11 protein-coding genes are annotated in these 13,529 nt (G+C 44.1%); 4 read left to right on the plus strand and 7 right to left on the minus strand.

Going from position 1 to position 13,529, the window contains the following annotated elements:
• Window positions 1–128 precede the first annotated feature (128 nt).
• On the plus strand, window positions 129–1,265 hold the full coding sequence (locus tag G3R49_RS12200; RefSeq protein WP_245335357.1) for an endonuclease/exonuclease/phosphatase family protein: 1,137 nt from the start codon (window positions 129–131) through the stop codon (window positions 1,263–1,265).
• Window positions 1,266–1,385: 120 nt separating this feature from the next.
• Here the strand turns inward: G3R49_RS12200 and pepN are convergent, their stop codons facing one another.
• The 5 genes from pepN to G3R49_RS12225 form a co-directional block, all read right to left on the minus strand.
• Window positions 1,386–4,127, minus strand: coding sequence for an aminopeptidase N (pepN, locus tag G3R49_RS12205; protein ID WP_348633927.1), 2,742 nt, complete (start codon window positions 4,125–4,127; stop codon window positions 1,386–1,388).
• Between the two features lie 176 nt (window positions 4,128–4,303).
• A complete protein-coding gene (gene lpoB / locus G3R49_RS12210; RefSeq protein ID WP_165399019.1) occupies window positions 4,304–4,897 on the minus strand; it encodes a penicillin-binding protein activator LpoB in 594 nt (197 codons plus the stop codon).
• 109 nt (window positions 4,898–5,006) lie between these two features.
• On the minus strand, window positions 5,007–6,374 hold the full coding sequence (locus G3R49_RS12215; RefSeq protein ID WP_167869835.1) for a COG3014 family protein: 1,368 nt from the start codon (window positions 6,372–6,374) through the stop codon (window positions 5,007–5,009).
• A 96-nt stretch (window positions 6,375–6,470) separates the two neighbouring features.
• Entirely contained in the window at window positions 6,471–6,683 is a 213-nt protein-coding gene (locus G3R49_RS12220) for a SlyX family protein (RefSeq protein ID WP_167869836.1), read from the minus strand.
• A 71-nt stretch (window positions 6,684–6,754) separates the two neighbouring features.
• Window positions 6,755–7,714: a WD40 repeat domain-containing protein gene (locus tag G3R49_RS12225; protein ID WP_167869837.1), complete on the minus strand. Its 960-nt coding sequence runs from the start codon at window positions 7,712–7,714 to the stop codon at window positions 6,755–6,757.
• A gap of 223 nt (window positions 7,715–7,937) precedes the next feature.
• Between G3R49_RS12225 and fkpA the strand changes: the two genes are divergently transcribed.
• Window positions 7,938–8,693, plus strand: coding sequence for an FKBP-type peptidyl-prolyl cis-trans isomerase (gene fkpA / locus G3R49_RS12230; RefSeq protein WP_130600925.1), 756 nt, complete (start codon window positions 7,938–7,940; stop codon window positions 8,691–8,693).
• A gap of 214 nt (window positions 8,694–8,907) precedes the next feature.
• Window positions 8,908–9,279: a YacL family protein gene (locus G3R49_RS12235; RefSeq protein ID WP_167869838.1), complete on the plus strand. Its 372-nt coding sequence runs from the start codon at window positions 8,908–8,910 to the stop codon at window positions 9,277–9,279.
• Window positions 9,280–9,392: 113 nt separating this feature from the next.
• On the opposite strand, the gene G3R49_RS12240 is transcribed toward G3R49_RS12235, so the two are convergent.
• Together G3R49_RS12240 and narQ are read right to left on the minus strand one after the other, a co-directional pair.
• On the minus strand, window positions 9,393–10,022 hold the full coding sequence (locus G3R49_RS12240) for a response regulator (protein WP_130600929.1): 630 nt from the start codon (window positions 10,020–10,022) through the stop codon (window positions 9,393–9,395).
• Entirely contained in the window at window positions 10,015–11,730 is a 1,716-nt protein-coding gene (narQ, locus tag G3R49_RS12245) for a nitrate/nitrite two-component system sensor histidine kinase NarQ (protein ID WP_167869839.1), read from the minus strand. The genes G3R49_RS12240 and narQ overlap by 8 nt, the downstream gene beginning before the upstream one ends.
• Window positions 11,731–11,999: 269 nt before the next feature.
• Between narQ and nrfA the strand changes: the two genes are divergently transcribed.
• Complete coding sequence (gene nrfA, locus G3R49_RS12250; RefSeq protein ID WP_130600931.1) at window positions 12,000–13,406, plus strand: ammonia-forming nitrite reductase cytochrome c552 subunit; 1,407 nt, start codon at window positions 12,000–12,002, stop codon at window positions 13,404–13,406.
• Window positions 13,407–13,529 lie beyond the last annotated feature (123 nt).

Below are 13,529 nucleotides of genomic sequence, written 5' to 3' on the forward strand. Positions count from 1 at the left end.
AAATTTGTTGATTATCGCCTTTGTTTAATACAGCTTTTTGTTGTTTGGTTTATTGTTATCAGGTTTTGGTTACTTGATTTTTGTTACTTGTATTTTGTAACTTTTTTATGTTGTTGAAGGGAATAACCTTGCCGCACTCTAGTTTGAATCAGTCAGCTAAGCGATACCGTGTTGCCAGTATTAATCTGTTTAATTTTATTGAGCCACCGGCAGCGTTTTATGACTTTGAAAACATTTATACCCAAGCGCAGTGGCAGGGTAAGTTAGCCTGGTTCTCTGATTGGGTAACGTCAGCAAACCCAGACATGATTGGCTTTCAAGAAGTGTTTAGCCCGCAGGCGTTAGCAGCCTGGGCAAAAGACAATGGTTACCCACATTTTGCAGTAATTGATGAGCCAACATTGGTCAATGATTACACCTACAAAAACCCTGTGGTGGCGTTTGCATCGCGCTTTCCTATCACTGACTTTGGCGAGGTTGGTATTGATAAGGATGCCTGCGAGCTAATGGGATTAAGCCGTGATTTTGGCTTTAGTCGCAAACCACTCAGGGCAACGGTTGAACTGCCAGAATTTGGCGCGCTTGATTGCTATGTTATCCACTTTAAATCTAAGCGGAATCAATTAGATGATAACCTCGAATATCGAAGTTCGATGACTGGTGCTGCGGAGTTTGTTGCTAAACAAGTACTTGGGAAATGGGGCGCAAGCCTGCAGCGTGGCAGTGAGGCAACAGCGCTTTATTATGCCATGCTCGCACGCCGTTTTGAGTCGACAAATCCGTATGTATTGATGGGCGATTTTAACGACAAGCTGGCCAGTGATTTGTTTTCGGCTTTTCGGCAATCGCAGCGAATTTTCCGCAGTGATATTAGTGATGCAAACCTTGCTAAACAGTCAGATACCGAGCTTAAAGCGAGTCTGCAGCAGTTTGCGGTGTTTGATAGTTACGAGCTGCATTTCCAAGGAGCGAGATGTAATAAAACTCTGGCGCAGGATGAGTTTGAAACTAGCCTTGATGAGCTTAATCAGCTTGAGTCACATAGTGCTTCCCAGCGCAGTGCAACGCACTACTACGGTAATGTCGGCTCGGTGTTAGATTACATTTTAGTGTCGAGCGAGTTTAATCCTGCTGCGCTGCAAAATCTTGCTCAGGTGGTGGATTATCAAACCTTTGATCGTCATTTGATTAAGCCAGATTATGAGCGTGATAAAGACAGTACCGATCACGCTCCGGTGATGATGACTTTTGAGCTTAGGCGCTAGCGTTTGCACCAATAGCCTTTCACAACGCCGCTGTCCTCCAGTGCCTTTAATCAAGCGCTATTAATTAAGATCCTTTAAGAAAGCCCTTCAGTCATACGCCGTAAAACTAATAGCGATGACCTAAGGTTGCAGCTTAGCTTTCATATCGATACAGCGGTGTTCTTCCTGTCTTGCCTCACGCAGTGCTCGCACTGTCATTGCGCTCAACTCTTGGGAGTGATTAATGGCTTGAGTAAGTCGCTCAATGTTGTCTGAGCTACAGGTCAGTGGGATTAAGCTTTGATTGAAGCTACGCATAAACACGATACCTTTTTGCTCAAACTCATTTAGCTCATCTAATCTTTGCTCTGCTGTCGCCTGACTAAAGTGCTTTTGCTCACTAGGGTATAGCGCATTCATCGCAATACGTTTTTTGGCAAAGCTTAAGCTATTGTCGTGCTTAATTCGGGCTAACCATTGGCGTTTGGCATTGGCATCTGGGCGACTAACCTCGGCAGCAATTGCTGCTTCTTGTCCAGCAGCCGAATTATCTTGTCTACGCTCTTGAGCGAGCCAGCGCTTGCTTGTTGGAGTAGCAAATCGATTTAACTGTTTAATGATTTGCCAGCGAGTAGTCTGATCTAGCTCTATTCCAGCAATTTGCGTATGGCCACGCAGTAAGTCATCTAAATGGTCCAACGCTTGACTGTATTGGGCGAACTGAATGTAAGCATTAAACCAGCGGCGTTGAAGATCACTATCAGACTTGTTCTGCATTACCATGCGCAGGCTCATTTGCCCTAGCGCTTTGGTCACTTTGGCGCTATACGCTTTGTGACTGGGCGTCATTCTATCGAGATAGATTTTTGCTTGTTTTAGGTTGGCAATCACCTGGCTGAGAATACTGTAGTCAGTCTCAAGTGGTACGTTGACCATGGCGACATTAATGTAGCGGTCGATACCAATATTGCCGTCAATCACACTGTCCCACATGCTTTGCCACAGCATAGAGCGTAATAATGGATCTTTGATATTGCTTAGCTGCGCAGTTGCTGTGTTAAACGAGCGCTTATCTAGGGCGACTTTGACAACCCCCCAGTCGTTGATATTTGGATAAACTAAATCAGGGCAGCTAGTGCCTATAAGCTCTGGTACTGAAGTGCTCTCACCTTGGTAGGTGACTGTGATGAGCTTTTCTTTATCAATTCCGTGTCGATGCTGATTAAACAAACCCACTTGCACTTTTTGTTCTCTGAGCGTTGGTAACTCATCACTTGCGGCGTACTGTAGTAGATTGAATTCGCTAATTTTACCATTGCCACAAACGTATTCAGCGCTAATGGTGTTAGTGCCAGCATGATATAGCCAGTCTTGTGTCCACTGACTTAAATCGCGCTTAGCAACGGTTGCCAGGCTGTTGATGAAGTCATCTAGGGTAGCGTTTTGGTAGCTAAATTGGCTTAGATAGTAGTTTACACCCTGGCGGAATGTTTCATCGCCCAGCAAGTACCTTAATTGTTTGAGTACAGATGCACCTTTTTGATTGGTAATTGCATCTATGTTATCAAACGCGTTAAAGCTCGCTGGCGCTGGCATTTCTATTGGGTGAGTGGTTACTAGACTGTCTTTAAAGTACGCGCTTTGTTTGTCAGTAGCATAAAAGCTGCGCCAGACATTGCTAAACTCGGCGTTTTCGCTCAGTGCTAGCGTGCCCATGAATGAGGCAAAGGACTCATTAAGCCATAATCCATTCCACCACTTCATGGTGACGAGGTTGCCAAACCATTGCTGTGTCACCCCTTGCATAATTGCGCCAGCAAGACTTTGCTTTTGGGTGTTGGTCATTTGCCCTTGATGTAAGAAATGTTCTTCCGCAAAGGTGGTGACCGCCGCGTTTTTTATCGCGCCTTTGTTTGTTGTATCAGAGGGTAAATCTGGTACTAAAACCTGATCGTACTTTTTAAACGGGTATTCAATAGCGAAATAGTCGTCAAAAAACGCTAGTCCTTGTTTGGTATACGCAAACCAGTCTTGATGCGGTACGTGCTCTGCAACCGACTGGCGGGCGAATAGGCGTATTGGGTATTTGCCGCTGCTGTCCTGCCAGATGTGATAAGGACCGGCATGCATCGAAAAGTTATGCGGGCTCAGCTTTGGCGATTGTGGGAATACCCAGGTATTGCTGCTGCCATTATCAATTACCTGAGTTTTGCGCATGGTGCTGACCACCTGCCAGTCTTTGGGCGCATTTACGCTAAGGGTAAATTGTGCTTTAAGATCGGGCTGGTCAAATACCGCAAACATTTGCTGCGCGGCAGCTGGTGCAAAGTGGGAGTACAGATAAACTTTACCATCAACAGGATCAACAAAACGCTGCAGACCTTCAGCCTTGGTGTTGTAAGCGCGATTGAATGTGACTTCAATGCTGTTGCTGCCACTGTTTAGTAAGCCAGTGTTGAGTTTGAAGTAGGCACCATTGTAGTTAGGGTAAATGCGCTTGCCGTTAATCACAAAAGATTCGATTTGCGCCTGAGTTAAATCCAGAGTGAGTGGCGTGTCTGTATGGGTAAGGTCAAAGTTAATTTTGGAGCTTGCGCTAAAGCGCGCTTCGTTAGTGATATCAAAGGTTAAATCGTAGCTTACATTACTAATTACCTCTGAGCGCGCCGTGGCCTGTATTTGGGTAATGTTGGCGCTTTGGTCACGCTCAAGCAGTGACGTTGGCTGGGTCGCCTGACAGGCAGTTAGTAAGCTAGCGGCAAAACAAAGGCTTGCTGTAATCGATAGGCGCTTAAGGATGTTAGCCGTCATTGGCTGTTGGCTTGATTGGCAATATGTGTGCTGCTGGCGATGCGTATTATTATCATTATTAGGGCGCGTCACGGCTTTCGTCCTGATTAGTAATGCTGCGATGAAAGGCTTTTGCTCTTTCATCTGGTTTAGCTTTGCTCTTTTATCTGGTTTTGCTTCTTTCTCGAGTGCCTCAAATTAACATAAAAAAAGCCGGCATAGGCCGACTTTTTAGCAATCTTTTTAGCTCGCTATAAGATTAACGGGCGTTATAGGCCAAACAGTGATTTAGATTTACCTTTGCGGATTTCTTTCTCATCCTGCCATTCAATCAGGCCTGTTTCTAAGTCCATCAAACGCATGGTCATTTTGTAGTACACATCTTTGGTGCTGCCCGCTTCTTTTACGATGCTAGATAGGTTGCCGTATAGCATGTATTGGGCACCAATTTGACGACCAAACTGAATCGCTGTGCTTGGGTCAACCATGCCTGAGTTGTTCTGGTAGTCCAATTGTTTACGTACTGATTCAACCTTGCTCATGTCGATGAAGCGGAACTTACCAGAGCGTAGCAGCTTAGTGCTGACGGTGTCAGTGATTGATTCAGTATCAATGTGCTCTGAAGTTTTGTTTTTAATTTTATCAACAAAGATAATTGGGCGTTCGTTTTGCGTAATCGCCACAATTGGTGGGAAGGTCAGCATGCTATCAACCATCTTTGCTGAGATGGCTTGAAGATCAGTTGAACCAAAGTTCTCATTTACTGTTTCAACTTCAGTTGCATCACCGTATTCCACTTTCGATTGACACGCACTTAGGCCTATTACAGCGGCTAAAACAAATATGACTTTCATGTGTTTCATAATAAATTCCATTGGTGATTCAATTGGCTAAGTTAATTGCAAAGTTTAATTGCATTAGGCTATTCGGCAAACGCTAAATAACCAAAGTGATAATCAGCAAACATTTAGATCAGATGATTATCGAATAAAAACGGGTATGATTGCCAGTCTCTATAACCCAAATTAATGTTGCTCGGCTGGGTTGTACTTTGACAACTGTCGCTGGTGCATTGGCAACCTGCACTTGATATTCGCCAGCATCAACAAATTGACGCGCTATTTGTGCTTGTTGTGGCAGAGTTAACCAACTACGGCGATCGGCTTGCTCTGAAATCACATTAAAAATTTGCATGGCAATCGCACCGGCATCAGAAGTTTGATTGTAGCGTTTGCCATCAGGGTTTGCGCGAGCGTTCATTTCCGCTTTGGCTGCTACGCGCGCTGCTTGACGTAAAAGTATCGCTGGAAGCTCTTCTTTTAGCGCGTTATAAGCTAGGGCATCAATATTGGCGATGGTGTCTGCGCGTAGCACTGTACCTAGTCCACTAATTGCAGTTTTGCTTGTTGGCGCAGAGCGAGGCTTGTAAGTAGGAATCGATGCGGTTTGAAAGTTTCCATCGATAGTAAAAGGGACTGTTAGGCTATCTTTTACTGGCGCAAAGCCACGCTCAACCATAAAAATGACCTGCCCTTGGCCAGCCTTAGGCAGCTTCGCTTCGCCCCAGCGTTTTTTAAATTCGTCGTATTGTGGCATCGACATTTGTTTTGCTAGGCGCACCAAATCTTGTTGCAAAAACTGGTTATCAGGGGAGATCTGCGCTGCCTTGCGGTAGTCAATAAAGGCATCGTTTGGCTCGCCTAAAAGCTCGTGCAGCAGACCAGTGGTGTAGTAGCTGTAGGCATTTAAGAATGAACTTGTCACCGTACCAGAAGCACGGCTTAGCTTTTTCATCTCAGCATTGACCGTCCCGTTTGCCATTGCTTTGACTGAGTCTTGTGATTTTTGGTAACGGCTTTGCTCACTGGCCTGTAGTTGATTGCTTCGGCGTACCTCAACTAATGCGCCTTGTGGATCGCCCATTAACAAATAGTTAAGCGCCTGGTACTGATGCAGCATGATACGCTCATAGCCTGGGCCGCGATAGGGAATGGCGTTATCGTTGAGAATGATACTACTGGCAGTCGCACCTACATCGCTGGCGCTGATGGTGGCTCTGTCGTCAAAATCACGATAAGCCGAAATTGCGCGCTCATAGTAAGTCTTACTGGACTCAAAATCGCCATAAATTTGCGCGATGCGCCCAGACTCTTGTGCATACAAAAGGCCGTCATTAGTGTCGATATTTTCGGCAAGCTCGGCCAATTGGGAGCTTGCTTGGTCATTACTTAGCTGTGCCTTGTATGGTGCTATCTGCAACGGATAACTAATAAAGATACTGTTGAAGGCACAGCCACTTAGCGTCAAACAGGCTAAGCACACTTGCAGCAGTTGTCTCATTAATAGTCCTTATGGCAATTGGGTGGGCGAAAAAATAGCTAATAAAATAGTGGCTAACAATACAGCAGAGCATATTACCCCGCATCACTAGCATTTTTAATAATGCGGTGGCGGTGTTTCTTCTGCTTGAGTGGCAATGTTGCTTGGTTCCATCGATTTTAGTTTATCGACTAGCAGCACCAATTGGCGCTGCTGCGTTGCCACTAGCTCGTTAAGCTTAATCACTTCCTGATTTAATTCTTCAATGGTCATATCTTGGAAGGCGATTTTACTTTCTAAATCTTCTAGCTTGTCCCACAGTTGTTGCATGCTTACCTCAAAAATAGCGCTCTATTGTCTGTGCAGTGTGTCTCTGTTGTGCGGCTTTCTATGTAAAACCGTTACTTAGGAGAGAATGTTTCCAGTAAGCCCTTGCTACTAAAGCTGATTATTTTGTCGGGCTGAGTCATTGCTACAGAGTATACTACAGCGCCTCGGTTTTTCGTGGTTTTAGTCACTTGAGCTTGCCATTTGCCTAGCAGTTGACCAGTTTGGCTGTCCCATAGCATCACATCTTTAGCGGGTGTTCCTGTCAGTAACTGGCTATCGTTACTGACAAATTTAGCGGCACTAAAGTTGATTTGTCTGCGCTTAATATCCAAGGAAGATATTTTTTTACCATCACCTGATTGCCATATATTGGCATTGCCTGTGATGTCGCTGGCAAAACTGCGAGTACCGGCGTTATTTAGTAGCACTTTAGTGATGCGAGAGTCTAGCTGCCACTCCTGTAGGGGTTGTCCTGTTTGGGTTTCCCATAAAATCACTTTGCCATCATTACCGCCACTAAGGGCAAGGGTGCCAGCGGCATTAATTGCGACACTATTGATTTTTTCCTGATGACCTAAAAACTCAATCAGTTTATTTTGCACAACTGACAGCGACATGACTGAGCCATTGCTCAAACCAACTAAGGTATGGCCATTGTCTGCAATAGTGATGCTGCGTGCTGTTGCAGGTAGGCTCCACCACCCAACGGCTTGTCCGTCGTTTATCTGCCAAATAACTAGTGAGTCTTTGGTCATGGATGCTGCAAATTGGTTGTTCGGCGAAATTGCTACGTCAATAACGTCGTTAGCCTGGTTCTCTTGACCGTGATTCCAGTTGTAGCGAGGGCTTTTTTGTTTGAGATCCCACAGCTGTAAACCGGTGTTTGCCGTGCTAATTAAAAGCAATTGTGCGTCTTGGGATAGGTCGGCATTGTAGACAGCATCTGTGGTGATGGCTTGAAATTCTTTAGTCTTGGGTTGGCAAGCCATAAGTGTGAGTGCACAACAAATAAGCAAAAGAATGCGTGGCATGAACTTGCTCCTCAAGTTGGTGTCCTATAGCTATCTTGTTGGAAATAGTTATTAAATCAAACTGCTTGTTGTTTAGGACCCTTACCTTAGCAAATATTAATGATTGCGTATTGGTATAAGCCTGATAGTTAGTATAAAGTGGCTGATTAACATTTCACTTAAATAGCTCATTTATTTGAGGTATGAACAAATAGTAACCCTATTAATTGCTGAGGAAGCTTTAATGAAACCTTTTTATAAACTATCGCTAGTAGCATTGGCCGTTGTTGGTTTAAGTGCGTGTAACCAAGAGCAAGCGGCTAAGCCTGTTGAAGCTAAACTAGAGTTAACAACAGAAGCTCAAAAAGAAGCTTACAGCGTAGGTGGCTCAATTGGTAAGTACATTTCTGGTCATATCAAAGAGCAAGAAGAGCTTGGTATGCCTATTGATCGCAAGCTGATTGTTAAAGGTTTTGAGCACGGTTTGAACGACGAAATGAAGCTGACCGAAGAAGAAATGCAAACTGTGTTACAAGCGCTTGATCAAAAGCTAAACGAAAAGCGTCAAGCTAAAGCACAAGAGCTAGCTGCAAAAACTGTTGAAGAAAGCCAAAAGTACCTTGAAGAAAACAAGGCTAAAGAAGGCGTAACAGTGACTGAATCTGGCCTTCAATACGAAGTGTTAGTAGCTGGTGAAGGTGATAAGCCGAACGCAGAAGATACTGTTGAAGTTCACTATCGTGGTACGTTAATTGATGGTACTGAGTTTGATAGCTCATACTCTCGCAACCAGACTGCTAAGTTCCCACTTACTCGTGTCATTCCTGGTTGGACTGAAGGTGTACAGTTAATGTCACCTGGTGCTAAGTATAAGTTCACCATCCCATCAGAGCTTGCTTATGGCGAGACTGGTAGTGGCTCTATCCCACCAAACTCAACACTTGTTTTCGAAGTTGAGCTAATCTCTGTTGCTAAGCCTGAAGTACCGGCTGAGCAGTAATTAGTGAGAGCTCGATTAGCTTAAATTGAGTCGAGCTTTACTACTAAATGAAGGGCGCTTAGCGCCCTTTTTTGATCCCATTAAATAGCAATAAGTTAACAGTCGAATGACTGACTTTTAGCGCGTGTCGTAGATTTGGATTACAATGACAGTATTGGTTAATCACGAGTTCGGTTAACAGCTTTTAATCAAAAACATTAAGCTTGGATATATCATGGAGTATGAGTTTCGTCGTAATCGCTTAGAAGGGACTGTCTTCGCGGAATTTAGCATGGAGCACGTGGTATTAGGGCGCTGGTTTAGTGAGGAGCTAGGCAGTGACGTGGCTTTAATCAAGCACGTTTTAGCTCAGGTATTATTACTGCAATCAGGCTCGCTTGAGCATTGGCGGCATGTTGGTGGTGATCTCACTATTGATTTAGACCGAGAGCAGGTACGAGTTTTCGCCAATGTGATGGCTCAAGATGAGGAGCTTGAACTTCAAGAGTCGATGTCACTTTACAACGCTGAGTCTGAATCTTTTTGTGGACTGGAAGATTTTGAACAAGTGCTTTTGAGCTGGCAAGCATTTATTGAACAAGAGTAACTGCTAAACATCTACTAGCTTATAGTTAAAAAAAACCGCCATGCAAGGCGGTTTTTTAGTATGAGTTTAGTTAGTGTTCTTAGCTAAGAGCCTTAGCCAATGTTGCGCGAACTTTAGTGATTCAAGTAACGCACAGCCATTTCAGTACGAGACTTAGCGTTTGCTTTGCGCAGTAAGTTCTTCACATGAACTTTTACCGTGCCTTCACTGATGTGCAGGTCCTCTGAAATTACGCGGTTACTCTTACCTTCTGCCAGCTCTTTAAGAATTTGCAGCTCTCTTGGCGTTAAGCTTTCAATCCATTGCTCATCTTCTGACGCGTTTTTCAGCTCGTAAATATACTCTTCAACTGTATCGCTGACTACGCGATGACCAAGCATGGCTTTCTTAAGTTGCTCAAGTAATAGATCCGGCTCTGTATCTTTAAGTAGGTAACCGTCTGCACCTGCTCTAAGTAGGCGGATGACATCTTGTTTGGCGTCAGACACAGTCAGGATCACAATTCTTGCTGTTACGCCTTCTTGACGTAGTGCATTTAGGGTATCAAGGCCCGACATACCTTTCATGTTTAGGTCGAGCAGCACAATATCTGGCTCGTTGTCTTGCAACATATTAAGCGCATCTAACCCGCTGCCTGCTTCTCCGAACAAGTTGAAATCTTCGTCGGATGAGATAAGTTCACAAATACCTCGGCGAAGTAAAGGGTGGTCATCGACGACCAACACTGAATATGGTTTACCCATTTAGTGGCTCCTGCTGCGGTGGAAAACTAAGATTCACGGTTGTACCTCCTTCCATATTACTATGAAAGTTGACCTTACCGTTAAGTTTGTTTGCTCTTTCATGCATGATCCCGATGCCAAAGTGCTGATCTCGCTCTTTAATATGCTCGATGCCTTTGCCGTTATCACAGATAGAAATGTTTGGATTGCCTTTGTCATCTACATGACAACGAATGACGATTTCACTCGCGTTGGCGTGCTTAATTGCATTAAGCGTGGCTTCACGAGTGATCTGCAAGATATGAATGTGCTGTTTAGCTTGCATCAAATGTGGCGGCAGTTTGTAATCCAGTTCGATGTCTGCCTTGGTTTGACTTTTTAGCTGTTCAAGCATGACCTCAATACCGTGTTTAAGATCGGGTTCTTTAATGGTGAGCCTGAATGTTGATAACAGCTCTCGTAATTGGCTGTATGCCGTGCTTACGCCAGAGTTAATTTCGTTAATTTGCTTTTCAACCTCTTCGTTCATGCCGTGGCGCTTTAACGATTTTGTCAGCAAGTTAACCTGAATTTTCAAAAATGACAGCAGTTGTCCTAATGAGTCATGCAGTTCTCGTGCAATCACTGCGCGCTCTTCCATTAACGCCAACTGCTGACGTTCCTCGGTGGCATTGTGAATGGTAATGGAGCGGGTGAGCATCAAGGCGAAGTTTTCAAATAACTGATGGTTTGGGCGCTTATCTGAAATCACTTCAAGTTGACCAAGTTGTCTCTGGTCAATCATTAGCGGGAAAGCCACAGATTTATAGTTGTTATCTTCTGGCCAACCGCCTTGCGCTTCAATGACATCGCTGGTCTCGTCAGTGTGTTCAATCACAATGCGTAAGTGTGAGATGCGCTCGAACCGTTTTAATTGGTCAAGTGACTCTTTTAGCGTCTTGTACTCAAGTTGATCGGCGTGCAGGTTGACTAAGCTGTCATACAAGAAATTGAGCTCGTTGTTGGTACGAGTTAGCGCTAAGGTTTTTTCATTGACCTGACCTTCAAGATCTCGGTATAGAGTCGATAGTTCTGTGGTGATTTTTTTCAGTGCGCGGCTTAACGCCGTAAGCTCAATGTATTCCGTTTTAGGCATATCAACATCAAATACACCTTTAGAGATGGTTTCAGCGCTGTTCATTAAATGCTTTAGTGGCTTTACAACTTTTTTTCGCGTGTATGAAACTGCAAAGATTGCAATTAATAGCATTAATATCAAACCACTAACTTGACTGATGACCAGCCAGCGCAGTTTGAGTGCGGCAAACTGCTCCATCTTTAATACCAAAGTATCAATTGTGTCGACAAAGTCTTTTAAGCTGTCACGGTAACTGGTTAAATCTTTTGTCTCGATGAATTTTCTCATGCTTTGCCAGCGCTCGATTACCAGCAAATATTGGTCAGATAACTGTTCTGGTGAATACCAGTTAAGTGAGCGCTGCAGTGCTTCAGAATGCAGAGTTTGTTCAAAAAAGATAATTTTTTCAGGGGTTGTTTCAGGTTTGTTTTGAGCAGCCAGCATGAGTCGGTAGCTCTGCATCCGCAATGAGCCTGAGGCGTTAATGGCTTTTGCATCACCAATGCTAATCGACAAATTCAAGATGGCATAAAGCGCCAAACTTGAAGAAAGCAAAATGAATACTAACATTAACCCTAAAATAGTTGAGGTGAGACTGCCGCGTTTAATCATGAACTGCCTTTATTAACAAATTTAACGCCTCGAGTTTACTTAAATTTGCCCCAAAAATAGAGTAGTTTATGCGGTAACTTACATTAGCATTCGCTTGTGAATGTTAAAGGATTTGTCAAAATGTGATTTACAACACGTTTACATTTTGATCTGGCGCAAGTTTCGCCTGCTATACCCCCTTAGGGGTATATAAAAATCTTAGAAAAACTATAATTTTGACAGTGTATGGACGTGCTATTAGTTATAAAAATATGTAACACGGAGAAACGGTGATGATGAAGATGAACGCAAAAAAAGCTGCTTTAAGTGCAGTGATTGCTGCAGCACTTATGGCTTCAGGCGCTTATGCAAGCGACAAGACTGAGCCAAGAAGTGAAGTATATAAGAAGAAGTATTCGGCACAATTTGAATCTTGGCACGCTACTGGCGAAAGCGAAGAAATTGTAGATATGCTTGAAGAAGTACCAGAGCTAGTCGTTTTATGGGCTGGTTATGGTTTCGCTAAAGACTACAATGCGCCACGTGGTCACATGTATGCGGTAGCAGATGTCCGCAATACATTACGTACTGGTGCACCAAAAGATGCTACAGACGGCCCAATGCCAATGGCATGTTGGAGCTGTAAGAGCCCTGACGTACCTCGCGTAATCGAAGAGCAAGGTGAAGATGGCTACTTCTCTGGTAAGTGGGCTAAAGGCGGCGCTGAGATTGTAAACACTATCGGTTGTGCTGACTGTCACGTTAAAGGTTCACCAAAACTACGCATTTCGCGCCCTTTTGCTGAGCGTGCATTAGAAACTATCGGCACTCCATTTGATAAAGCTTCTCGTAAAGACAAGCAATCAATGGTTTGTGCTCAGTGTCACGTAGAGTACTACTTCGAGAAGACTGCTGATAAGAAAGGTTTTGTTAAGTTCCCTTGGGATATGGGTACCACTGTTGAGCAGATGGAAGCCTACTATGACGCAATGGACTTCACTGACTGGACTCATGCAGTTTCTAAAACGCCAATGCTTAAAGCACAGCACCCTGGTTATGAAACTTGGAAGCTTGGTGTACACGGTAAGAACAACGTAACTTGTACTGACTGTCACATGCCACGTGTTGCAAAAGCAAACGGTAAAGGTAAGTTTACTGACCATAAAGTGGGTAACCCATTCGACCGCTTCGAAGAGACTTGTGCATCTTGTCACACTCAAAGCAAAGAGTTCATGGTTAACCTGACTGAAGAGCGCAAGCACAAAGTTGCTGAGCTTAAAGCAAGTGCTGAAAAGCAACTTGTTCACGCTCACTTCGAAGCTAAAGCTGCTTGGGATGCTGGTGCAACTGAGAAAGAAATGAAGCCAATCCTTATGGATATCCGTCACGCTCAATGGCGCTGGGATTATGCAACAGCTTCTCACGGTGTTGCAGCTCACGCAGCTGACGAAGCGCTGCGCATCTTAGGCACTGCAGTCGATAAAGCGGCTAACGCTCGTCTACAACTAGCTCAGCTATTTGCTGTTAAAGGTGTTAAGCAACCAGTTGCGTTACCTGATATCTCTACCAAAGCGAAAGCACAAGCTGCACTTGGTATGGACATGAAGAAGATGAATGCTGAAAAAGAAGCGTTCAAGAAGAACATGTTACCTAAGTGGGATGCGGAAGCTAAAAAACGCGAAGCAACTTACAAGTAATCACAGCTTTAAATTTTAAAGCGTTATGATTACCAAGAGGCCCTCATCATGAGGGCCTTTTTATTGGGTGTCATTTAATGTTAACCAATACATGTATTTGAACACTCTTACCGTTTAACTCTT

The sequence above is a fragment of the Shewanella sp. WXL01 genome (genome assembly GCF_012263345.1).
Taxonomy (GTDB): Bacteria; Pseudomonadota; Gammaproteobacteria; order Enterobacterales; family Shewanellaceae; genus Shewanella; species Shewanella maritima.